The organism is Alphaproteobacteria bacterium HT1-32 (genome assembly GCA_009649675.1).
Classification (GTDB): Bacteria; Pseudomonadota; Alphaproteobacteria; order Rhodospirillales; family HT1-32; genus HT1-32.
This window is the reverse complement of the sequence record WJPL01000003.1, coordinates 171,872-195,584: the sequence shown is the minus strand read 5'-3', so window position 1 is coordinate 195,584 and position 23,713 is coordinate 171,872. Positions and strand designations below refer to the sequence as shown.

22 protein-coding genes are annotated in these 23,713 nt (G+C 56.7%); 7 read left to right on the top strand and 15 right to left on the bottom strand.

Features of this window, described 5'->3' with window-relative positions; translation table 11 throughout:
• Position 1 precedes the first annotated feature (1 nt).
• Positions 2–946 (bottom strand): lipoyl synthase, encoded by a 945-nt coding sequence (lipA, locus tag GH722_16225; GenBank protein ID MRG73317.1) that lies wholly within the window; start codon positions 944–946, stop codon positions 2–4.
• A 143-nt stretch (positions 947–1,089) separates the two neighbouring features.
• Here lipA and GH722_16220 point away from each other — a divergent pair, with 143 nt between their 5' ends.
• Positions 1,090–2,781, top strand: a complete 1,692-nt coding sequence (locus tag GH722_16220) for a glutamine--tRNA ligase/YqeY domain fusion protein (protein ID MRG73316.1) — start codon at positions 1,090–1,092, stop codon at positions 2,779–2,781.
• 127 nt (positions 2,782–2,908) lie between these two features.
• Positions 2,909–3,916, top strand: coding sequence for an Ldh family oxidoreductase (locus tag GH722_16215; protein MRG73315.1), 1,008 nt, complete (start codon positions 2,909–2,911; stop codon positions 3,914–3,916).
• Between the two features lie 5 nt (positions 3,917–3,921).
• On the opposite strand, the gene GH722_16210 is transcribed toward GH722_16215, so the two are convergent.
• Positions 3,922–4,560 carry a TetR family transcriptional regulator gene (locus GH722_16210; protein ID MRG73314.1) on the bottom strand — a complete coding sequence of 213 codons (639 nt, stop codon included), beginning with the start codon at positions 4,558–4,560 and terminating at the stop codon, positions 3,922–3,924.
• 240 nt (positions 4,561–4,800) lie between these two features.
• Here GH722_16210 and GH722_16205 point away from each other — a divergent pair, with 240 nt between their 5' ends.
• Positions 4,801–6,147, top strand: coding sequence for a tetratricopeptide repeat protein (locus GH722_16205; GenBank protein MRG73313.1), 1,347 nt, complete (start codon positions 4,801–4,803; stop codon positions 6,145–6,147).
• A 51-nt stretch (positions 6,148–6,198) separates the two neighbouring features.
• On the opposite strand, the gene lpdA is transcribed toward GH722_16205, so the two are convergent.
• From lpdA to GH722_16165, 8 genes are all read right to left on the bottom strand, one after another.
• A complete protein-coding gene (lpdA, locus tag GH722_16200; GenBank protein ID MRG73312.1) occupies positions 6,199–7,599 on the bottom strand; it encodes a dihydrolipoyl dehydrogenase in 1,401 nt (466 codons plus the stop codon).
• 12 nt (positions 7,600–7,611) lie between these two features.
• Complete coding sequence (locus GH722_16195; GenBank protein MRG73311.1) at positions 7,612–7,974, bottom strand: cupin domain-containing protein; 363 nt, start codon at positions 7,972–7,974, stop codon at positions 7,612–7,614.
• Between the two features lie 10 nt (positions 7,975–7,984).
• A complete protein-coding gene (locus GH722_16190) occupies positions 7,985–9,355 on the bottom strand; it encodes a pyruvate dehydrogenase complex dihydrolipoamide acetyltransferase (protein ID MRG73310.1) in 1,371 nt (456 codons plus the stop codon).
• A 20-nt stretch (positions 9,356–9,375) separates the two neighbouring features.
• The gene (locus tag GH722_16185; protein ID MRG73309.1) at positions 9,376–10,782 is read right to left on the bottom strand and encodes a pyruvate dehydrogenase complex E1 component subunit beta; all 1,407 of its coding nucleotides are present in this window, start codon (positions 10,780–10,782) and stop codon (positions 9,376–9,378) included.
• 3 nt (positions 10,783–10,785) lie between these two features.
• Positions 10,786–11,799, bottom strand: a complete 1,014-nt coding sequence (pdhA, locus tag GH722_16180) for a pyruvate dehydrogenase (acetyl-transferring) E1 component subunit alpha (protein ID MRG73308.1) — start codon at positions 11,797–11,799, stop codon at positions 10,786–10,788.
• A gap of 180 nt (positions 11,800–11,979) precedes the next feature.
• Positions 11,980–12,303: a septum formation initiator family protein gene (locus GH722_16175; protein MRG73307.1), complete on the bottom strand. Its 324-nt coding sequence runs from the start codon at positions 12,301–12,303 to the stop codon at positions 11,980–11,982.
• 90 nt (positions 12,304–12,393) lie between these two features.
• Entirely contained in the window at positions 12,394–13,671 is a 1,278-nt protein-coding gene (locus GH722_16170; protein ID MRG73306.1) for a phosphopyruvate hydratase, read from the bottom strand.
• Positions 13,672–13,726: 55 nt separating this feature from the next.
• Positions 13,727–13,987 (bottom strand): DUF1127 domain-containing protein, encoded by a 261-nt coding sequence (locus GH722_16165; protein MRG73305.1) that lies wholly within the window; start codon positions 13,985–13,987, stop codon positions 13,727–13,729.
• A gap of 91 nt (positions 13,988–14,078) precedes the next feature.
• On the opposite strand from GH722_16165, the gene gcvA reads away from it, so the two are divergent.
• Entirely contained in the window at positions 14,079–15,014 is a 936-nt protein-coding gene (gcvA, locus tag GH722_16160) for a transcriptional regulator GcvA (protein ID MRG73304.1), read from the top strand.
• A 138-nt stretch (positions 15,015–15,152) separates the two neighbouring features.
• Entirely contained in the window at positions 15,153–15,587 is a 435-nt protein-coding gene (locus GH722_16155; protein ID MRG73303.1) for a CBS domain-containing protein, read from the top strand.
• Positions 15,588–15,650: 63 nt separating this feature from the next.
• Here the strand turns inward: GH722_16155 and kdsA are convergent, their stop codons facing one another.
• The 4 genes from kdsA to GH722_16135 form a co-directional block, all read right to left on the bottom strand.
• Positions 15,651–16,484 carry a 3-deoxy-8-phosphooctulonate synthase gene (gene kdsA, locus GH722_16150; GenBank protein MRG73302.1) on the bottom strand — a complete coding sequence of 278 codons (834 nt, stop codon included), beginning with the start codon at positions 16,482–16,484 and terminating at the stop codon, positions 15,651–15,653.
• Positions 16,485–16,494: 10 nt separating this feature from the next.
• On the bottom strand, positions 16,495–18,126 hold the full coding sequence (locus tag GH722_16145; GenBank protein MRG73301.1) for a CTP synthase: 1,632 nt from the start codon (positions 18,124–18,126) through the stop codon (positions 16,495–16,497).
• Positions 18,127–18,199: 73 nt separating this feature from the next.
• A complete protein-coding gene (gene secG / locus GH722_16140) occupies positions 18,200–18,514 on the bottom strand; it encodes a preprotein translocase subunit SecG (protein MRG73300.1) in 315 nt (104 codons plus the stop codon).
• Positions 18,515–18,568: 54 nt separating this feature from the next.
• Positions 18,569–19,336 carry a triose-phosphate isomerase gene (locus GH722_16135; GenBank protein ID MRG73299.1) on the bottom strand — a complete coding sequence of 256 codons (768 nt, stop codon included), beginning with the start codon at positions 19,334–19,336 and terminating at the stop codon, positions 18,569–18,571.
• 121 nt (positions 19,337–19,457) lie between these two features.
• Between GH722_16135 and GH722_16130 the strand changes: the two genes are divergently transcribed.
• Positions 19,458–21,383 carry a hypothetical protein gene (locus GH722_16130; protein MRG73298.1) on the top strand — a complete coding sequence of 642 codons (1,926 nt, stop codon included), beginning with the start codon at positions 19,458–19,460 and terminating at the stop codon, positions 21,381–21,383.
• Positions 21,384–21,404: 21 nt separating this feature from the next.
• On the opposite strand, the gene GH722_16125 is transcribed toward GH722_16130, so the two are convergent.
• Positions 21,405–22,607, bottom strand: a complete 1,203-nt coding sequence (locus tag GH722_16125; GenBank protein MRG73297.1) for a divergent polysaccharide deacetylase family protein — start codon at positions 22,605–22,607, stop codon at positions 21,405–21,407.
• 74 nt (positions 22,608–22,681) lie between these two features.
• Here GH722_16125 and trpD point away from each other — a divergent pair, with 74 nt between their 5' ends.
• A complete protein-coding gene (gene trpD, locus GH722_16120; GenBank protein MRG73296.1) occupies positions 22,682–23,710 on the top strand; it encodes an anthranilate phosphoribosyltransferase in 1,029 nt (342 codons plus the stop codon).
• The last annotated feature ends 3 nt before the right edge of the window (positions 23,711–23,713 follow it).

The following is a 23,713-nucleotide window of genomic DNA, read 5'->3' as shown; positions in this document are numbered from 1 at the left end:
GTCAGGCGCTGGCTGCGGCCAGCTTCGCCTCGCGGGCGGCCCGCATTTCTGCGAAGTCGCTATCCGCATGATAGGAAGACCGGGTCAGCGGGCTGGCAGAAACCATGAGAAATCCCTTGCCACGGGCAATCTGTGCATAATCCTGAAATTCATCAGGGGTCACAAACCGGTCAATGGGGGCATGTTTCCGGGTTGGCTGGAGATACTGGCCAATGGTCAGGAAATCGACACCGGCAGAGCGCAGATCATCCATCACCTGGGTAACTTCGTCTTGGGTTTCTCCGAGGCCGACCATCAGGCCGGATTTCGTGAAGATCGACGGGTCCTGACGCTTTACTTCGTCAAGAACACGCAAACTGTGGAAATAGCGCGCGCCGGGCCGGATCGAATGGTAAAGCCGGGGCACGGTTTCCAGATTATGATTGTAGACATCCGGACGTGCCGTGACGACCTTGGGTAAAGCGCCATGCTTGTTCAGGAAATCCGGTGTCAGGACTTCGATTGTGGTTTCCGGCGTGGCTTCCCGGATTTTCGTGATGCATTCCGCGAAATGGGCCGCCCCGCCATCTTCCAGATCATCCCGGTCAACGGAGGTGATCACCACATGCTTGAGACCAAGATCCTTCGTCGCCATCGCAAGATTGTACGGCTCCATCGGGTCGAGCGCGCCGGGTTTCCCGGTTTTCACGTTGCAGAAGGCGCAGGCGCGGGTGCAGGTGTCGCCCATAATCATGACGGTCACATGCTTCGCCGCCCAGCACTCACCGATATTCGGACAGGCGGCCTCTTCGCAGACGGTATGCAGACCCGCGTCGCGGACGACCTTCTTGCTTTCCTGATAGGCACGCGACGTCGGCGCCTTTACACGAATCCATGACGGTTTCCGCTGGATCGGACTATCCGGTTTGTGCGCCTTTTCCGGGTGGCGAAGATTGGGATCAGCCATAGATGCTAGATGGACCCAAAGCCGTGATTCGTCAAGCTTTCCTCGGGCAAATAGCGGCTCTTAGAGGTTCCTGCTGGACAGGTGCGGACCCGATACGCAAAACATGTGTTTCAAAAGCCCTCCCACAGCCCGAATGATGCGACATGACCGAGAAGACGAGCGAAACCGCCGCAGAAGCCCGTGATTTTATCCGCGACCAGATCCGCAGTGATCTTGCCTCCGGTAAAGTTCAGGCCATTCAGACCCGGTTTCCGCCGGAGCCGAACGGATATCTGCATATCGGTCATGCAAAATCGATCTGTCTGAATTTTGGTGTCGCCGAAGAGTTTGGCGGCCAGTGCAATCTGCGGTTTGATGACACCAACCCGGCGAAGGAAGAACAGGAATATATCGATGCGATTCAGCGCGATGTCCGCTGGCTGGGTTTTGACTGGAACGACAACTTGTTCTTTGCCTCGGATTATTTTGAGCAGCTTTATGCCTGGGCTGAACATCTGATTGAAAACGGCCATGCCTACATTGACCATCAGACTGCTGATCAGATTCGTGAAACCCGTGGAACGCTGACCGAACCGGGGACAGCCAGCCCTTATCGTGAGCGCAGCAGCGCAGAAAATCTGGACCTGTTCCGCCGTATGCGGGCCGGTGAGTTTGCTGAGGGCACCTGCGTGCTTCGGGCAAAGATCGACATGGCTTCGGGGAATATAAATCTGCGGGACCCGGTGCTCTATCGCATCCTGAAGAAAGCACATCCGCGGACTGGTGATACATGGTGCATCTATCCGAATTATGACTTTGCGCATGGTCAGTCCGACGCCATCGAGCATGTGACCCACTCTCTCTGCACACTCGAATTTTCTGACCACCGGCCGCTTTATGACTGGTTCATTGCTCATCTTCCGGTGCCGGCGACACCGAAGCAGTATGAGTTTTCACGCCTCAACCTGACCCATACCGTGCTGTCGAAGCGCCGGCTGAATGAACTGGTGACCGGCGGTCATGTGGCGGGCTGGGATGATCCCCGGATGCCGACGATTGCAGGTCTGCGCCGCCGCGGTTTTCCGGCCGCGGCTATCCGTGACTTCATCAGCCGGATTGCGATCACCAAGACCGGTGACAGCACGGTCGAGATGGCGATGCTGGAATTCTGCGTACGTAATCTGCTGAACAAGTCGGCAGAACGCCGGATGGCCGTGCTGAATCCCATCAAGGTGGTGATCGAGAACTATCCGGAAGGTGAAACCGAATATCTGGATGCGGTGAACAACCCGGAAGATGAAGCCGCCGGTGTTCGTCAGGTTCCCTTCTCGCGCGAGCTTTATATCGAGCGCGAAGATTTCATGATTGATCCGCCGAAGAAATTCTTCCGCCTTGGCCCGGGCCGTGAAGTACGGCTGCGCTGGGCATATTTCCTTACCTGCCAGGATTACGTGACGGATGATGAGGGTAATGTCATTGAGTTGCGTTGCACCTATGATCCGGAAACCCGTGGCGGCGATGCGCCCGACGGCCGCAAGGTAAAAGCAACTCTGCACTGGGTTTCAGCACCGCAGGCGGTGCCTGCGGAAGTGCGCATCTATGACTATCTGTTCAGTCGTCCCGATCCGGGGGCTGAAGGTGACTGGCTGGATGATATCAACCCGGAGTCACTGACGGTCATTGAAAGCGCCATGCTGGAGCCTTCCCTGCTCGACTTTACCGGCGAAGACCCGGTTCAGTTTGAACGTCAGGGTTACTTTGTCCGCGATGCAGAGAATACAGCGGATGGCAGACCGGTTTTCAGCCGGACAATCGGACTCCGTGATGCCTGGGCAAAAGCCAAAGCCAAGGGATAGAACCAGAGGCTGAAATCAGGGCCAGCAGTTCCTGTCGATGACGTGAGCTGAGAGTTTTCTGCAGCCGGGTTGCGTGCACGTTCATTGCACGGTCTCATGGCGGAACCTAAATCGCAGGAGACCTTATATGGAACGCATCAACATCTCTCTCGCAGATGCCCGGGCGCTGGCTGTCCGGGCATTGCTGGCAAATGGCTGTGACCAGGCCAATGCCGAGGCTGTTGCCGAAATCATGATGGTTGCAGAAGGTGATATCTGCGAATCGCACGGGCTGTTCCGTTTGCCGGGCTACGTCACCTCGCTGCGCAATGGAAAGGTTGATGGCAAGGCAGTGCCTGAGGCTTCCGTGATCGCGCCTTCTGTTCTGCGTGTTGACGGTAAAGGCGGGTTTGCGCCACTGGCTATCGAGACGGGCATGCCCCGGCTCATTGAACTGGCCCGCACACAGGGCATGGCGGCTCTGGCGCTTCGTAACATCTATCATTTTGCGGCGCTCTGGCCGGAGATCGAGATGCTGACTGACGCCGGTCTTGTCGGCATGGCCTTCACTGCCGCCAGTCCAATGGTGGCACCGGCAGGCGGGACAAAGCCGTTTTTCGGCACCAACCCGATGGCGTTCGGATTTCCCCGCGACGGGGCCCCTCCTCTGGTCTTCGATCAGGCTTCTGCTGCTATGGCCCGTGGTGATGTGATGATCCATGCCCGTGATGGAAAGGAACTGCCGCCGGGTTGTGGCATTGATGCGGACGGCAATCCGACAACAGACCCGAACAAGGTTCTGGAAGGCGCACAATTACCGTTTGGCGGCTACAAGGGCTCGGGAATTGCGATGATGGTCGAACTGCTGACCGGCGGCCTTATGGGCGATCTGTTCAGCTATGAGGCCGGACAACAGGACAATGCAGATGGTGGCCCCCCGCCGGGTGGTGAACTGATCCTGGCCTTCGACCCCGCCCGTTTTGGCGACGCCGATGGCTGGCGTACTCATGCGGAAGGATTCTTCCGGGAACTGACCTCACAGGACGGGGTACGCCTGCCCGGTCAACGCCGGCACAAGAACCGGCAGAAAACACCGGTCGAGGGTATTCAGGTAAACCGCAGCCTGTATGAAAAGATAACCGAACTGGCGGGATAACGCTTTCAGGCAGCTTCCCGCTTTTTACTGAAGACGAGCCTGATGAAGCTGCGGTAGAGCAACATCTGTCGTGCCAGAACCTCCGGTTCCCTGGTCACCTTGGCCAGTATAATGCCGCCATCAGCGATACTGGAAAACATGTCTGCCAGATCGTCGAGGTCGTGTTCCGCAGAGAGTTCGTAAACAGCAGCGATTTTTACCAGTCTTGCCCGAAAGCGGGCACGCCATTTCAGCACGGCTGTCGTGTTGAGCGCCTGAACTCCCTGATCGAAAAGCTGCTCGTGATAACAGATTGAGGCGACGAGACAGCCGGGATGACCGCCGGGCAAGTCCCGGAACAGGTCAGACAGTATTTTGAGGGCGATCAGGAAGCTGTGTAACGGGTCCTCATCAAGGTCGTCAGCCTGGGAAAATATATCATCGAAGATCTTGTCGTCCCGTTCGATGTAACGGTTCAGCAATGCCTTGGCGAGTTCTCCCTTGTCCCGGAAATGGTAGAAGAAACCGCTTTTCGAAATACCAACAGCGGCAATCAGTTCCTCGATTGAGGTCGCGCCGAAGCCTTTTGCGAGAACAGCTTCCTCCGCCGCGTCCAGAATTTGTTGGCGGGTACCGCCGGGTTTCCCTTCATCAGCTGACAACATTGTCGTTCACTCCATCATTCCAGCTGTACCGCAGGTATAGTTGACAGACCCGTTTGAACCGAGATCAGGGAAGGTTTCTGATCTGGAGAATATAACTATCTGATTTAAAACAATAAATATAACCGTGAAAACCATACCACAGGTTCTCTGGTTCTGCATGGGCCTGAAATATAGAAAACCGCTCCCCTCAATACATCTCCGGCCGGGTGCCGGTGATGGCTTTTATCCGAAGGAGTAGAGATGATAACGAAAGACAGACAGGGCAATGCGGTAACGGGTGCGACCCTTGAAGCTGCGGAGCTTTATGATGATGCCGTTGCTGCATTCCAGATTTATTCAGGTGATCCGGTGGCGCTGGCTGATGCAGCTATCGATAAAGCGCCGGCTTTTGCAATGGCCCATATTCTGAAGAGCTGGTTGTTTGCTGTGTCGACAGAGCCGGAAGCAACCGCTGCTGCCAGTGAAATTGTCATGCATGCCAAATCACTTGGTCATGATGAGCGTGAAGGCTTTCACATCGCTGCGCTGGACAACCTGCTGCGCGGCGAATGGTCCCGGGCGGCCGTGACACTGGATTTCCTGTCCATGCAGTACCCACGGGACATTCTGGCATTGCAGGTCGGGCAGTTGCTTGATTTTTTTCGCGGCGATGCGCGGAATCTGCGCAACCGGATTGCCCGCGCCCTGCCCCACTGGACTCCGGATATCCCTGGGTACTCGCTGGTCCTTGGCATGCATAGTTTCGGGCTTGAGGAAGCCGGTGATTATTTAAAAGCCGAGGAAACAGGACGTCGTGCGCTGGCGATGAATCCACGGGATTGCTGGGCACATCACGCCGTCGCGCATGTAATGGAAATGCAGGGTCGTCCGGAAGATGGCATTGGCTGGATGGCAACCCGTGAGGCTTACTGGTCAGCCGAGGATAATTTCTTTCAGGTCCATAACTGGTGGCACAAGGCCCTGTTTCATCTTGATCTGGACCAGTCAGCGGAAGCCATCGCCATCTATGATGATCATATTGTTGCCGGGGCCAGTACCGTTGCTGCCGATCTGGTTGATGCGGCCGCGATGTTATGGCGTCTGAAAATGACGGGGGTGGATGTCAGTGACCGCTGCATATCGATTGCAGACCGATGGTCCCTGCATGCGGATGGCAGGCTTTATGGCTTTAATGACTGGCATGCCGCTATGGTTTATCTCGGCGCCGGGCGGGAGAAAGAGGTTGAGGATCTGCTGTCAACCTGCCGGCAACAGTCAGCGTGTGGAAGCGAGTCAGCCGGTTGGGCTGCCACCATTGCCTTGCCCCTGATTGAAGGTTTTCAGGCCTGGCACCGGGGTGATTTCTCGCAGGCTGTGGAACGCCTGCATCCGGTGCGCCGTTTCGCGCATGCTTTCGGTGGAAGTCACGCCCAGCGCGATATCATTGACTGGACACTGACCGATGCCGCGATTCGTTCCGGCTCACGGGATGTGGCTGAAGCATTCGCAGCAGAACGTCTGGCGATCAAGTCCAACGGACATATCAACAGGACATTGATGCACCGGGCCAGCCAGCTTCGCCGGTCGTCTCTGGAAGCCGCAGCCTGAGGCTGTGAACTCCGCTTCATCCCGGAAGCGTTCGGGATGAAGCGGAGGATTTTACATGTGAATGACGCGGCCGTAGGCGTCGAGGACGCTTTCATGCATCATTTCGCTCAGTGTCGGATGCGGGAAGACGGTGTGCATCAGCTCTTCCTCGGTGGTCTCAAGGCCCATTGCGACGACATAACCCTGGATCAGTTCGGTGACTTCCGCCCCGACCATATGGGCGCCGAGTAGCTGACCTGTCTTCTTGTCGAAGACCGTCTTGATCAGGCCGTCCGGCTCACCCAGAGCGATGGCTTTGCCGTTTCCAATGAACGGAAAACGTCCGACGCGAACGTCATAGCCGGCTTCCTTGGCTTTTGCTTCGGTAAGACCAACACTGGCTACCTGCGGGTGGCAGTAGGTACAGCCGGGGATCTGTTCTTTCTTCATCGGATGCGGATGCAGTCCGGCAATTTTTTCGACGCAGATCACGCCTTCATGTTCTGCCTTGTGCGCCAGCATCGGCGGTCCGGCAACATCGCCGATGGCATAGATGCCCTGCTCTGCTGTCCGGCCATATTCATCAATGACGATGCAGCCGCGGTCGGTTTTGACCTTTGTGCTGTCCAGGCCGATATCTTCAATATTTCCGACCACACCAACCGCAGAAATCATGCGTTCTGCCTTGATTTCAATGGTCTTGCCCTTGGCATCCTCAACCGTCGCGGTGACATCATTGCTGCCCTTCTTGACGGCAGTCACCTTGGCCTTGGTCATGATCTTGAGACCCTGCTTTTCCAGTTGCTTGCGGGCAATCTTGGAAATCTCGGCATCTTCGACCGGCATGATCTGGTCCATGACCTCAACCACAGTCACATCTGCACCCATGGTGCGATAGAAACTCGCGAATTCGATACCGATGGCGCCGGAGCCGACGACAACCAGGCTTTTCGGCATGGTTTCAGGAACCATGGCCTCGAAATAGGTCCAGATCAGTTTGCCATCAGGCTCCATACCCGGCAGCCCGCGCGGACGTGCACCGGTTGCGATGATGATATGTTTGGCACTGTAATCACCGATGCTCTTGCCATCTTTCGACACACCGACCTTACCGCCACCAAGCAGACGGGCGGTTCCATCGATGACTGTCACCTTGTTCTTTTTGAGCAAGTGACCGACACCGCCGTTAAGCTGCTTCGAGACGCCACGGGAACGCTGTACCACCTTGGCAATATCAAACCCGACCTTGCCGGCCGTGAGACCGTAATCTTCGGCGTGGTTCATGTAGTGATAAATTTCAGCCGAGCGCAGCAGCGCCTTGGTCGGGATACAACCCCAGTTCAGGCAGATGCCGCCGAGATGTTTCTTCTCGACCACGGCGGTTTTCATCCCGAGCTGAGCAGCCCGAATTGCAGCGACATAGCCGCCAGGGCCGCCACCGATGATGAGGATATCAAAATTGTTATCGGCCATGACCGGCCTCCTCTAAATCCTGTCCAGATGTTCGACGGTGCGTTCGTTATGAACGTTCCCGGTATTCAGCACGCTGTCCGGCTCCACCAGCATCACTTCGCAGACACCACCGATCGCAACCGGCCGGTGCTCGACGCCATGCGGGACGACGATGAATTCTCCGGGACCGACCTCGACGGTTCTGTCCCGGAATTCCATGTTCATCTGGCCGGATAGGACCAGAAACATTTCATCTTCATCCTCGTGATGATGCCAGACGAATTCGCCTTCAAGTTTCACCAGCTTGATGGCGCAGTTGTTGACCTGACCGACCACCTTTGGTGACCAGCAGTCATCGAACTGCGCCAGTTTGTCGCTGATGTTTACGCAATTCATGCGCGCAAACTCACAGCATCATTGAAAGTGGCTCTTCCAGCAGCTTCTTGAAGGCTGTGAGGAAGCTGGAACCGACAGCACCGTCAACGGCCCGGTGGTCAACCGACAGGGTGCAGGACATTACGGTCGCTGCCTGTACGGCACCATCCTTGATGACCGCACGCTGCTGTCCCGCACCGACGGCCAGAATACAGGCCTGCGGCGGGTTGATGACTGCCTGGAAATTGGTGATGCCGAACATGCCGAGGTTGGAGATCGAGAAAGTGCCGCCCTGATATTCCTCAGGCTGCAGCTTCCCTTCTTTCGCCTTGCTGGCCAGTTCCTTCATTTCATTGGAAATGACGGACAGACCCTTGTTCCCCGCATCGCGGACCACTGGGGTGATCAGGCCACCATCGATGGCGACAGCTACGGAGACATCAGCCTGCTTGTACAGTTTGATGCCATCCGCCGTGTAGGATGCGTTTGCTGCCGGGACCTGACGCAGGGCAATGCCGACGGCCTTGATCACCAGATCGTTGACCGACAGCTTGTAGGCCCCGTCTGCGCGGTCATTGAGTTTTTTGCGCAGCGCCAGCAGTTCATCCAGTTCGACATCCACCGTGAGGTAGAAATGCGGGATGTTCTGTTTCGATTCGGCAAGGCGCTTGGCAATGGTCTTGCGCATATTGTTGAGTTTTTCGAGCTCGAACTCCGGCTCGAACGGATTGTCTGTCGACATCGGTGCAGGTGGTGTCGCTGCCTTCTCTGACGGCTTGTCGGCAGATTTCGCAGCGTCTTTTGCCGGACTGCCTGTACCGCTTTTGATGGCTTCTTCAACATCAGCCTTCACGATACGACCGTGTGGGCCGGAGCCCTTCACGGCTTTCAGATCAACACCTTCCTGGCTGGCGATGCGGCGGGCCAGCGGGCTGGCAAAAATACGCTCGCCACTTTCCGACTTCGGTGCTGCCGGTGCTTTTGAATCTTCCGACAAGGTGACGCCACCGGATTTGCTTTCGGCAGGTTTGCTGTCAGCAGCCGGTTTTTCAGGTTCGGCCCTGGCTTCCGCCTTTTCTTCCTTCGGCTGGGATCCGGATCCTGACGGGGCGCTGGAACCGGCGTTCTTCACGGCGGCATCCAGTGCGCTTTCGTCCTCGCCTTCTTCCAGCAGGATGGCGATGGCCGCATTGACAGCGACGCCTTCCGTGCCGGCTTCGACGAGAATTTTCCCCATCACACCTTCATCGACAGCCTCGACTTCCATCGTGGCCTTGTCGGTTTCAATTTCAGCGATCACGTCACCCGAGGCAACGCTATCGCCTTCTTTCTTATGCCAGGCTGCAAGTGTCCCTTCCGTCATCGTCGGGGACAGGGCCGGCATCAGAATTTCAACGGTCATGGTTTTTCCTCCCTACCGGCTCAGTCGCGATAGCAGACGGACTTGGCGGCTTCGACCACCTTGTCTGCCTGCGGAATGGTGAGGGCTTCAAGATTGGCGGCATAGGGCATCGGCACATCTGCACCACAGACACGAACCACCGGCGCATCAAGCCAGTCGAAGGCCTGTTCCATGCAGATTGCAGCGATTTCCGAACCCATGCCAGCCACCGGCCAGCCTTCTTCGACTGAAACGATGCGGTTGGTCTTCTTGACCGACTTGACGATGGTCTCAGTATCCAGCGGGCGCAGGCTGCGCAGGTTGATGATTTCTGCCGAGATGCCTTCTTCTTCCAGCTTCTTGGCGGCTTCAAGTGCGCGGCCAACCATCAGTGAATAGGCGATGATGGTAACGTCGGAGCCTTCCCGTTCGATCTTGGCCTTGCCGATTGGCAATGCCCAGTCCGGGTCGGTCGGAACGCCGTCGAAGCTCTGGCCGTAGAGAATTTCATTCTCCAGCACGATCACCGGGTTCGGATCGCGGATGGCTGCTTTCAGCAGGCCTTTCGCATCAACCGAGTTCCAGGGCGAGACAACCTTCAGGCCGGGTACATGGGCGTACCAGCTGGCATAGCATTGTGAATGCTGTGCGCCGACACGTGAGGCCGCACCATTCGCACCACGGAAGACGATCGGACAGCCCATCTGACCACCGGCCATATAAAGCGTCTTGGCGGCGGAGTTGATAATATGGTCCATCGCCTGCATGGCGAAGTTGAAGGTCATGAACTCGACGATCGGGCGCAGGCCCCCGAAAGCGGCACCAACGCCAACGCCGGTAAATCCGTGCTCGGTGATCGGGGTATCAATCACCCGCTTCGAGCTGAATTCGTCGAGCAGGCCCTGACTGACCTTGTATGCACCCTGATATTCAGCGACTTCCTCGCCCATCAGGAAGACGCGTTCGTCCTTGCGCATTTCCTCTGCCATCGCATCGCGCAGTGCTTCACGGACCGTGCAGCTTGTCGTTTCGCCGGAATATTCCGGTTCTGCGGGGGCGGAAGGAATCGGGCTGGCGGAAGCCGCAGTCGGTTCCGGGCGGGATTCAGGCGCGCTGTCCGGCTCTGCCTTCGGCTTGTCGGCGTCAGACCCGGCATCCGGCTTCGGCGCGGATGAGGACATGTTCTCCATATCCGATTCACTTTCGCCTTCTTCGAGCAGGATGGCGATGGGTGTATTTACCGCAACACCTTCGCTGCCTTCGTCAATCAGGATCTTGCCGATTTTGCCTTCATCAACGGCTTCGACTTCCATCGTCGCCTTGTCGGTTTCAATTTCAGCAATGACGTCACCACTGGCGACGCTGTCACCTTCCTTGACGGCCCATTTGGATAGTGTGCCCTCGGTCATGGTTGGCGAGAGGGCCGGCATCAGAATTTCGATTGGCATGGATCAGGCCTCCACCAGAATGTCGGTCCAGAGTTCGGAAATATCGGGTTCAGGAGACTGCTGTGCGAAATCTGCTGCATCGGAGACGATGGCTTTCACCTCCTTGTCGATTTCTTTCAGCGATTCTTCCGTGACATCCTTCATGTCGAGCAACATGGCCCGCACATTATCAATCGGGTCGCGTTCGGACCGCATCTTCTGAACTTCTTCCTTTGAGCGGTATTTCGCCGGATCGGACATGGAATGCCCGCGGTAGCGATAGGTGCTCATTTCAAGGATATAAGGCCCCTTGCCTGCCCGGATATGCTCGATGGCTTTTGCGGCAGCCGCATTGACGGTCACCACATTCATGCCGTCGACTTCCTCACCGGGAATGCCATAGGCGCTGCCGCGGTTGAACAGATCCGTATGGGCCGAGGCGCGGGCGACCGAAGTGCCCATGCCATATTTGTTGTTCTCAATGATATAGAGGACCGGCAGCTTCCAGAGAGCGGCCATGTTGAAAGCCTCGTAGACCTGCCCCTGATTGATGGCGCCATCACCAAGATAGGTGGCGCAGAGGTTGTCCTCGTCTTTGTATTTGTGAGCAAAGCCAAGTCCCGTACCGATCGGCACCTGAGCCGCCACGATGCCATGGCCACCGAAGAAGCCCTTGTCGCGGGAGAACATATGCATCGACCCGCCTTTACCGCGGGAATACCCTCCGGAACGGCCGGTAAGTTCTGCCATCACGCCACGGCTTTCCATGCCGGTTGCCAGCATGTGCGCATGATCGCGGTAACTGGTGATGACGGTATCACCCTCTTTCATGGCTGCCTGGATACCGACCACGACAGCTTCCTGACCAATATAGAGGTGGCAGAAACCGGCGATCAGACCCATGCCGTACATTTGCCCGGCTTTTTCTTCAAAGCGGCGGATCAGCAGCATTTCGCGATAATAATGAAGCAGGGTATCCTTGTCCGGCCCCGCGGATTTACCGCGCGCGGATGATTTGCGTTTGGTCGATGTCGCCATCATTCCCTCCAGAAATTGCGCTGTGATCTGCGCGGTCAGTCAGCCAGATACCAACGGGTCCAGCCTAATCTTTCCTTGGAGGATAATGATAATTCTTCAGTTATGCAATAGACGGAAAAATCGTAAAAATCGTTAAGTCATTGATTTTATTTGTGAATATGAAAAATAACTTGATATCGGTTAATTTATACTTCCGGGGACTGGAATGATGCGGTCGTCCGGATGGACCAGATTGAGCATTTTGCGTGCCCTTTCGTCCATCATATCCGGATCGAGATTTTCCGGCTGCAGCAGATGCACCCGGCGGGCCCATGTTTCACGGAGGGTTGTCGCCTCAGCCAGTTCAGCCTGAGCGACAGTGATCTCCTGATTCAGTCGCCACCATGCCACAAGGCCAAGATCCCCCTGCAGTGCATGATAGACGAAATAACCAAGGAAGGCGATGGCACAGGCTGGCATGACCGCACGACGGCTGCGCATTCTGATTTGTTCGACAATAGTCATTGCCAGATAACGGTCCCCTGCCCCAAAAAACAAAACGGCGGAGGTCAGATAACACCTCCGCCGCTTTAAAAAGCGTAAATGTCGCCGGGATTATCGTGCCAGGGCGGCACGTCCGGGGTAACGGGCTGCTGCACCCAGCATTTCCTCGATCCGGATCAACTGGTTGTATTTCGCCGTTCTGTCAGAACGCGACAGTGAGCCGGTCTTGATCTGGCCGCAGTTCGTGGCAACCGCAAGATCGGCAATGATTGAGTCTTCGGTCTCTCCCGACCTATGAGACATGACGGCCCGGTAACCAGCCTTGTGGGCCGTCTCGACCGCTTCCAGTGTTTCAGTCAGGGTACCGATCTGGTTCACCTTCACCAGAATGGCGTTGGCCCGCTTGTTGGCGATGCCATCAATGAGGCGCGCGGTGTTGGTCACGAACAGGTCGTCACCGACAAGCTGTACCTTGTCACCGATCTCGGCTGTCAGATGTTCCCACCCCGCCATATCGTCTTCGCCCATGCCGTCTTCAATCGACAGGATGGGATAGCGGGCACAGAGGTCGGCGAGATAGGCGACGTGACCGGCAGCATCGAGCTTCTTGCCCTCACCCGCCAGATCATAGATGCCATCTTTGAAATATTCGGTGGAGGCGCAATCCAGCGCCAGCAACACATCATCGCCCGGCTTGCGACCGGTTGCTTCAATCGCCTTCATGATGAAGGAGAGAGCTTCGTCGGCGCTGCTCAGTGAGGGAGCAAAGCCGCCTTCATCACCGACATTGGTGTTATGGCCCGCAGCCGACAGTGCCTTCTTGAGGGCCTGAAAAATTTCTGCACCAACGCGGATGGCTTCCGATCCGCTTTCCGCGCCAACCGGCATGACCATGAATTCCTGAATGTCGATCGGGTTGTCCGCATGGGCGCCGCCATTGACGATATTCATCATCGGCACAGGCAGGTCGCGGGCGAAGACGCCGCCGACATAGCGGAACAGCGGCTGATCGAGTTCAATCGAGGTCGCTTTGGCCAGCGCGAGACTGACGCCAAGCGTTGCATTCGCGCCGAGGCGGCTTTTGTTCGGGGTGCCATCCAGCGCGATCATGATCTGATCAAGGGCGGTCTGATTTTCTGAATCCATACCGGAAAGCGCATCAAATATCTCGCCGTTCACGGCTTCGACGGCTTTAAGAACACCCTTGCCGCCATACCGGGAGGCATCGCCATCCCGCAGTTCTACGGCTTCATGGGCGCCCGTGGAGGCACCGGACGGCACCGCCGCGCGACCAACAGCACCAGTTTCGAGGCAGACATCGACTTCAACGGTCGGGTTGCCCCGGGAATCGAGAATTTCGCGGGCATGAATATCGATAATGGCAGACATGATACCTCCGGACTCCGGCGTCAGTGAAAGGACGAGCGGTTCTAGACGAGGCCGCTTAGCGGCGCAAGCCAAGCCCGCTCCGGGATGGAGATACTGGCCTCCAGAACGGCTGCCGGGACTCGGTGATGGCATCTTCCGTCGTCAGCCCGATATCTGCCAGCAGATGACTGTCCATGGTGGACAGATGATGGCGGGTTCTGATGCGATAGCTCCAGCAGCGCAGGGTTTCAGAAAAACCAGGACCGGAGTTTCTAACTGAGATGAGTGTCTCTGTCAGGGCCACTCTTATTCTAAAAACTGATGCTGTGATATTCATGTGATTGTCCGTTTATGTCAGAAATCCAGAGTATTCATTGATATAAGGGCTCTCAAACGGATAGATTTAATCCATTGCATGATAAAAAGAGATGCTAATAATGCGACGTCTTCCGTCATTGAATGCGCTTCGGGCGTTTGAGGCAGCTGCGCGACATCTGAGTTTTTCGGATGCAGCAGAGGAACTGCATGTCACCCAGAGTGCGGTCAGTCGTCATATCAAGGGACTGGAAGAGTATCTCGGTTTTCCGCTGTTCCGGCGTTTGCACCGGGCCATCAGTCTGACTGACCGTGGCGCAGCCCTGTTGCCAGATCTGTCTGTGTCATTTGACCGGCTGGCTGATGCTGTCGCTTCGGTGATGGAAGAACGGAGGGAACTGCGTATCAAGACACCGCCGACCTTTGCGATTCGCTGGATGATCCCGCGCCTTTCTGAATTTCAGGAATTGCATCCGGATATCGATGTCCGGATTACGACCGGGGAGAATGCGGATTTCCGGCGCGAGGAGTTCGATGCTGCCATTTATTGCGACCGTACTCCCCCTGCGGGTCTTGTCAGCGATCATATTCTGACGGAGGTCCTTACCCCCGTATGCTCCCGTGACTATCTGGAACGGCATCCGCTTTCATCACCGGCTGACCTCGCTGGGCATGTACTGATTCATCCGACACCCAGCCGCGAAGACTGGCGCGACTGGCTGGAGCGGACGGGATATCAGCAGACAATTGAAACCACCGACGGCCTTGCCTTTTCGACCCTTGAAATGGCTGTCAGTGCGGCGATGCGCGGGTTGGGTGTGGCGATTGCCGATTATGGTTTTGTGAAACCGGACCTTGAGAATGGCAATCTTGTGATGCCTCTCGATATCCAGTTAACCAGCTGTTTCAATTATTTTTTTGTTTGCCCGGAACAATCAGCAAAACGTCCGCTGGTTACTCAGTTCCGGCAATGGCTGGTTGAAGCTTCATCCTCGGAACGCGCGGAAATGGAAGCTTTCCGAAAGCATTTCGGGACATCTGCCTATTGAAGCCCGGGATGCGTTACTGATGCAGAAATGAGGCCTTTTTTCTGCTAACTTGCTCTGGGTTGATCCATATCATTCATACGGGAAGCAATTTCCCGGATACTTCCTGTAAATAACGATCCGGGAAGGAGGTATCAGGACATGCCCCAGAGAAAACTTGGTGAAATTGTTGAGGGCCAGATATTACTGGCTGTCCGTCCGTCTGATCCTGTCAGTATTGTTGCCGGCAAGATGAAAGATCACGGCGTTGGCGCTGTTTTGATTCTTGAAGGTGATGAACTCAAAGGGATTTTTACACTCTATAATTTGCTGAACAGTGTCTTTGAAGCGGGCCTGGACCCGAAGCAGACAGAAGTCAGGGAAGTCATGACGACAAACCCCGTATGTCTGGATTGTGATGCGAAAGGGTTCGAGGCCGTTCGCCTGATGCGAGAGCACAATACGCGGCATATTGTTGTCAGCGACACAGGTGAACACGGTTATCACGTTGTTTCGGTAAAGGATTTTCCGAAATCCGAATTACGTGAGTTTGAGGAGGAACTTGAACTGGAACAGCGTATCTGGGACCGGCTTTAAATGCCGGCATGGTAAAGCGTTCAGGGTTTTCGCAGACTGTCTGACCAAGCCTGCGGGTCAAGATTACTGAAGTGACTTCGATAGTTTGTCGAAGGCAATCAATGTCTCAAGAACGCCCTTCAACTCATTGATGGGTATCATGTTTGGTCCATCGCTCGGCGCGCTGTCCGGATCCTGATGGGTCTCGATAAAGACGGCGGCGACACCAACAGCGACGGCGGCGCGGGCGAGGACCGGCGCGAATTCTCGCTGGCCGCCGGAGCTTGTCCCCTGCCCGCCTGGCTGCTGTACCGAATGGGTGGCGTCAAAGACGACCGGGCAACCGGTCTGTGCCATGATCGGCAGTGACCGCATATCGCTGACCAGCGTGTTATAGCCAAAGCTGGCACCGCGTTCGCACAGGGTTACCCGGTCATTCCCGGTACTGCGGATTTTATCAGCGACATTTGCCATGTCCCAGGGAGCCAGAAACTGGCCCTTCTTCACATTGATGGCCCGGCCGGTTTCACCGGCGGCAATCAGCAGGTCGGTCTGGCGGCACAGAAAAGCCGGGATTTGCAGCACATCCACCGCTTCAGCGACAGGAGCGCAATGCAGCGCGTCATGAACATCGGTCAGAACCGGACAGCCCACGGTTTCCCGGACTTCTGCAAAAACCGGCAGTGAAGCTTCAAGCCCGACACCGCGTGCGGCGGAAACGCTGGTACGGTTCGCCTTGTCGTAGGAGGTTTTGTAGATCAGGCCAATGCCGAGCGCATCGGTGATTTCCTTGATCGCGGAACTCATTTCCAGTGCGTGCTGGCGGCTTTCCATCTGACAGGGCCCGGCAATCAGCACCAGCGGCAGGTTATTGCCTATTCTGACCGAACCGACCTCGACCGTCCTCTGCTCAACCATCTGGTTGCTCCTAGACCAGCCGTGAATGCTTCCGTGCGGCCTCGATGAACGAGGTGAACAGCGGATGCGGATCAAACGGCTTGGATTTCAGTTCTGGGTGATACTGGACGCCGATAAACCAGGGATGTTCCGGAATTTCGACGATTTCAGGCAGCACGCCATCCGGTGACATTCCGGAGAAGATCATGCCGTTTGCTTCCAGCCGTTCCCGATAGTCGGGATTGACTTCATAACGATGCCGGTGACGTTCCGAAATATTCGCCTTGCCGTAGATTTCCCGGACACGGGTTCCTTCCCCCAGCACCGCATCATAGGCGCCAAGGCGCATGGTGCCGCCGAGATCGTCTTCTTCGCTGCGGGTCTCCCGCCGGTTACCCCGAACCCATTCAGTCATCAGACCGACGACAGCTTCGTCACAAGGGCCAAATTCAGTCGACCCCGCATCTTTTATACCGGCAAGGTTCCGTGCAGCTTCAATGACAGCCATCTGCATACCGAAGCAGATACCGAAATAAGGAACGCCACGTTCCCGCGCAAACCGGGCTGCGGCAATCTTGCCTTCGGAGCCGCGCTCGCCAAAACCGCCGGGGACCAGAATGCCGTCAACATTCTCAAGTCGCTGTACGGCACCGTCTGTTTCGAATATCTCGGATTCTATCCAGTCCAGATTGACCCGGACATTGTTGGCAATACCACCATGGGTCAGGGATTCCGCCAGTGACTTGTAGGCATCCAGCAGAACCGTGTATTTGCCGACAACCGCAATCGTCACGTCGCCGCCTTCCGGGGCGCTGACTGTCTGGGAAATCCGTCGCCAGGTGCTGAGGTTTGGTGACGGTGCGCCGGTCAGTCCGAAATGTCGGCAGACCACATCGTCCATTCCCTTGGCATGATAGCTGATGGGGACTTCATAGATGTTGGAGACATCCAGTGCAGGGATAACGGCATCCTGACTGACATTACAGAACAGCGCGATCTTGCGGCGCTCAGATTCAGGAATATCGCGCTCTGCCCGGCAAAGCAGCATATCCGGCTGAATACCGACACTGAGCAGTTCCTTGACGGAATGCTGGGTCGGTTTGGTTTTCAGCTCGCCGGCTGCGGCGATATAAGGCAGCAGGGTCAGATGAACGAACATTGTCCGTTCACGGCCCAGTTCGTTGCCAAGCTGACGAATGGCTTCCAGAAACGGCAGACTTTCAATGTCACCGACCGTGCCGCCGATCTCGCAGAGAATGAAATCTTCATCCTCCACGTCATTCAGCACGAATTCCTTGATGGCATCAGTGACATGCGGAATCACCTGAACGGTTGCGCCGAGATAATCTCCGCGCCGTTCCTTCGCGATCACATTCTGGTAAATGCGTCCGGTGGTGACGTTATCGGCCTGTCGGGATGCAACGCCGGTAAACCGCTCGTAATGCCCGAGATCAAGGTCGGTTTCTGCCCCGTCATCGGTGACATAGACTTCCCCGTGCTGATAGGGCGACATCGTGCCCGGATCGACATTGAGATACGGATCCAGCTTGCGAAGACGAACCGTGTATCCACGGGACTGAAGCAACGCACCGAGAGCCGCTGACGCCAGCCCCTTCCCGAGAGAGGAAACCACGCCGCCTGTGATAAAAATATACCGCGCCATGGGCGGTTAACCTATAGCAATGTGTGCCGCAACCCAAAGGGTTGCGTTGGAAAAAACGGAAATAGCTTAGTTATCAGTCGCTTGTCGGCGCCGCAGGAACAGCCGGTTCGGCTGGCTGCTCGACAGCAGGCGTGGGAATCGACTGAAGTGCCCCTGCGTTGCGGTCTGACTCACCAAACACAGCCAGAGCCAGGCTGGTTGCCATGAAGCAGGCAGCCAGAATAGCCGTGGAACGTGTCAGCAGGTTACCGGCACCACGGGAGGTCATCAGACCGCCACCGCCACCACCGCCCATGCCAAGCGCACCACCCTCACTGCGCTGCATCAGAACGACAGCGATCAGAAAGATGGCGAGAAGCAAATGAACGGCGAGAAGGACAGCAACCATGAGTCATTCAGTCAGTAGTTCGCAGAATTTGTTGCCGGTACATAGTCACTGATCTCAATTTTGGCCAGCGCAAACTTGGGCAATTGCCCAGAAGTCATCCGCTTTCAGGCTGGCCCCGCCAACCAGTGCGCCATCGATATGTTCTGATGACAGGAACTCTGCCGCATTGGATGGTTTTACGGAACCACCATAGAGAATACGGACGGTTTCCGCGTCACCTACCTTCTGCTCCAGCATTTTACGCAGGGCACCATGAATATCATTGGCCTCGGTTGCCGTCGGTGTGCGTCCGGTACCAATTGCCCAGACCGGCTCGTAAGCCAGGACAAAAAGCTTTGCTCCCAGACCGTCGGGTACGGACCGTGATACCTGATCGCCAAGCACTTCAAGGGTGCGTCCGGCATCTTTCTCGGCTTCGGTCTCACCAACACAGATGACCGGAACAAGACCGGCATCGACGGCTTTCAGAGCCTTTTCTGCGACCTCGTCACTCGTTTCGCCATGATCGGCCCGGCGCTCGGAGTGACCAAGGAGAACGTGGCTGCAACCAAGGTCGGCAAGCATTTCCGGTGCAATATCGCCGGTATGTGCGCCATTTGAGCGGGCATGGCAGTCCTGCCCGCCAACCAGCAGGCCGGTACCTGAAACAGCCGTCGAGACGGCATCGATCAGAGTTGCAGGCGGACAAACCAGCATATCAAAACCGGCATCAGGTGCGGCAGCTTTCAGGCGTTCGCCAAGTTCTGTCGCCAGTGAGAGACCGGCCTGTTTGAGGCCGTTCATTTTCCAGTTACCGGCGATGAGGGGGCGGCGCGCCATGATTCGTTCTCCTGATCTGATTTATCTGAAACCTGTATGTTGGACCGGCTACCATGCTGCCCTTGCATAATCCAGCCGCCGAACACATTATCCGGGCCAGTTCGGCGCTTTTACAGCCTTTTCAATGATGGCGCCGTTCAATGATTTATTGTTTCCGGATGAAAAAATGCTTCAAGCCATACGCAGTCAGACCGGCTCCTGGGTCGTCAAAGCTTTCCTGATTCTCATCGCACTGTCTTTTGCCGTATGGGGAGTGGGCGATTTCGTTTCTGCCCGCATTCAGGCCGATGACCGCCCCATCGAAGTGGGTGACGCTTCGATCAGCGCCGTCGATATGTCCCGGGAGATCCGGCAGGAAACGGCGCGCATGGCCCCCCTGTTCAACGGACAGCTGACGCCGGAACTGATGCGTCAGTTCGGTCTGGTCGATCAGGTCGTCAACCGGCTGGTTGCCCAGACGGCAGTTGATGCACTGGCGCTTGAGCTCGGCATTGCCGCTGGTGATGGTGTGATTGGTCAGCAGCTAGCCGCCGAACCGGCGTTTCATGATGCCAGTGGCAAGTTTGATCCGAGTGTATTCGCGGCTGTTCTGCGGAATGGTGGTATGAGTGAAAGCGGGTATCTGGATATTCTGCGTCAGGACATCCGTCGTCGTCAGCTGGTCACGGCTGCAACGATTGGCGTTCAGCCCCCGGCGGCCCTCGTCGACAAGCTGTTTGCCTATCGTAATGAACAGCGTGTTGCAGAAACCATCACCCTGACCGCAGACAAGCTGCCGGCACCGGCCGAGCCGACAGAAGCTGAACTGCAGAAATACTATGAAACGAATGCGGAGCGTTATCGCGCACCGGAATACCGCAAGATCGTCGCGGTTAATCTGGCCCCGGCCCTGCTGGCCCGCGATGCCAGCATCGGCGAGGACAGCTTGCGGGCGGCCTATGACGAACAACTGGATGACTATACGGTTCCGGGTCGTCGCAAGCTGACGCAGTTGCTGTTTGATACCAAAGAAAATGCAGCCGCAGCTTATGCGCAGCTCTCTGAAGGCCGCGATTTTGATACGGTCGCCAAAGATGCTGCCGGTTCTTCCGGTGCCATTGATCTGGGTTGGGTAAACCGTGGTGACCTGCTCAGCGACGAGGTCGCCGAATTTGCGTTTTCAGCCTCTCAGGGTGGCTACAGCGAGCCAGTAAAGAGTGATTTTGGCTGGCACATCTTCCGCGTCGACGAACGTGAAGACCAGTCTGTCCGCCCGTTTGAAGATGTCCGTGACGAAATCGAACAACAGCTGGCACTCGACAAGGCAACCGAAGACGGCTTCGATCTGGCCAACAAGCTGGAAGATGCGGTCGGTGCAGGTGCGTCACTTGAAGCTGCTGGCAGTCAGATCGGTGTCGAGCCAATCATTATCGATGCCGTCGACCAGAATGGTGGGTCACCGGAGGGCAAGTCACTGGTAGAGCAGTTTCAGCTTTCCCGTCCCTTCCTGACAACGGCATTTGAAACGGAAGCCGGTAAAACCAGTATTCTGACAGAATCTCCTGATTCCGGGTTCTTCATGCTTCGTGTCGATGCAGTCACTGAAAGCCGGATCAAAGACCTGTCCGAAGTACAGGATCAGGTGGTTGCTGACTGGAAAAGTGAAAAAGTCGAGGAAGGTCTTGAGACGCTTGCCGCCGATATCGCCGAACGGCTGAAGAATGGCGAGGCGATGAGTGAAGTCTCCAAGGCCTATGATCTCCCTGTCACCCAGTCTCAGGCTTTCGTTCGCGAAACCGGTGACCCGACAGCCAATATCGGCCCGGCCCTTTCAGCACAGCTTTTTGGTCTTGAGGTAAATGGCGTGGCAACGGCTCCCGGTGAAGGTGGTCTGACGGTAGCCCGTCTGGTTGAAGTTCGCCCTGCTGTTCAGGATGAAACCCGTCATACGGCACTGACACAGCAGGTTTCAGCCCAGTTGCAGAGTGATGTCATCGAACAGCTGACGGCTGATCTGCGTGCCCGGTTCGGTGTTACCGTCAACCGTGAAATGATTGATCAGCTTTATTGACCGGATGGTGTGATCGCGACGTCAGTTCGCTGGCGTCGCGGCCATTCTGCGTCTGACGATTTCACTGACAGGCGCCAGTTGAAAACCGCGTTTTTCGATATCCGATAGCCACTGGTTCAGTGCTTCCAGTGTCGCTTCATGCGGATGCCCGATGGCGATTGCGGTGCCATCCTGCCGCGCCACACGTTCCAGACGGCCAAGCTGGACCAGGATCGGCTCAAACGCATTGTCATTGTCGAGAAAGACATCCCGGCGGGCCGTGGGAACTCCCTGTTCCCGGGCGACATCCCAGGCGACCGACGTTGAACTGGTGACCGAATCCAGAAACAATAGCCCCCTCTCCTTCGCGATCGAAGCGACCTGTGTCATCAGGGCGCGGTCTGAGGTGAACTTGCTGCCCATATGGTTATTAAAACCGACAAACCCCTCGAAGCGGCCCAGCGCCCAGTCCAGCCGCTCACGGATTTCTGCCGCGGACAGATTCGTTGTCAGCGCATTAGGTCCTGGGTCTCCCTTTGCCATTGGTTCCATCGGAACATGCACCATGACTTCATGTCCGGCCTCTCGTGCTGCCGCTGATTTCGCCGGCAGGTCTTCGGCATAGCTGAGGAACGCAATGGTAACCGGTGCTCTCAGACTGATGACATCCCGGGTCCGGTCGCCACTCAGCCCGACGTCATCAATGACAATGGCGATCAGCGGACGTTTGCCCTGTGCTTTAAAGGGGGCTGCATAACGATGCCAGGGCGGCGGGCTGACGGGCGTGCGGGCAGATGTGACCGGGGCTTTAACAACTGTTTTCCCGGCAGCAGGTGACGGGGGCGTGACGACAGGCTCCGGAACCGGGGTCGGATTCTGTCGGGGCGGTGCTGCGTTTCTTGACGGATGAGCGGGTGTCGTGTCTGGCACCGGATCAGCTGACGCGGTCTCCGGAACCGGGGGGAGATCGCTGCCCGCCCGGATCGGGCGGCTGTCGACGGGGGCAAAGAACAGCCAGCCCAGCCCGGCCAGAGTCAGCCCGAGCAGTATCAGTGTCGCAATTGTCCAGTTCCGTGACGACATTCCGGCGATTGTTCCCTGCCTGCGATCCGAATAGATTGTTCCTGCAGCGGTCCCGTTCCAGACGGGGTGCGCCGACTCAGTCAGCAGCATAAGCCGACCGGGGGCGCAGGAAACAGGCTTCTTTGCCTCCGCTTGCTTGACGCTGCCGAAGGTGGCGCGCATTCTCCGCACACTTTTGCGGGCAGTCCGAAGGCCCCGTCTGAGTCGGAGCCAAATACAAGGGAGAGCGTGACGCGATGAGCAGCGACATGCGCGATATGAAGGCACTTCTGGCGCTGGTCGCCAATGGCGAGTGTCTTGACGAGAAGCAGGCTGAAACAGCCTTTGATATTCTGATGTCCGGAGATGCGACACCGTCGCAGATCGGTGCCTTTCTGATGGCACTGCGGGTTCGCGGTGAAACCGTCGAGGAAATCACCGGTGCGGCGCGGGTGATGCGCTCGAAGGTTCTCAAGATCGATGCACCTGAAGGTGCCATTGATATTGTGGGAACCGGCGGTGACGGACGCGGCACTTATAACATTTCGACGGCATCGGCGATTGTCGCAGCGGCTGCTGGTGTGCCTGTCGCCAAGCATGGCAACCGGGCTTTGTCGTCAAAATCCGGGGCGGCTGATGTGCTGCGGGAACTCGGTGTAAATGTGGATGCCGAGATGCCGCTGGTGAAGCGGGCTTTGTGGGAAGCCGGGATCTGCTTCCTGATGGCGCCCCGTCATCACAGCGCCATGCGTCATGTTGGCCCGACACGGGTGGAACTTGGCACCCGGACTATTTTTAACCTGCTGGGTCCGCTGTCCAATCCGTCGATGGTCTCCCGTCTTGCAGTTGGCGTCTTCGCGGCAAACTGGGTTGAACCTGTGGCTCATGTTCTGAACCGTCTGGGTGTGGAAAAAGCCTGGGTGTTCAATGGTGATGACGGAACCGATGAATTGTCAGTGACCGGTGGTTCCACTGTCGCCGAACTGAAGGATGGGAAGGTGACCTGTTTCCGGGCACATCCGTCTGATGCGGGGCTGGAGACACATACCATCGAGGCGCTGAAAGGTGGCGAGGCAACCGTGAATGCCGAAGCCATGCGGGCGCTGTTCCGCAGTGAACCGGGGGCTTATCGCGATGCCGTTCTGATGAGCACGGCTGCTGCCCTCGTTGTTGCTGGCAAAGCCGATAACCTGACCGATGGCGCCAGCTACGCTGCTGAAGCGATCGACAGTGGTGCCGCCAGCGAGAAGCTGGACCTGCTGATTGCCATCACCAACGGAGACTGATGT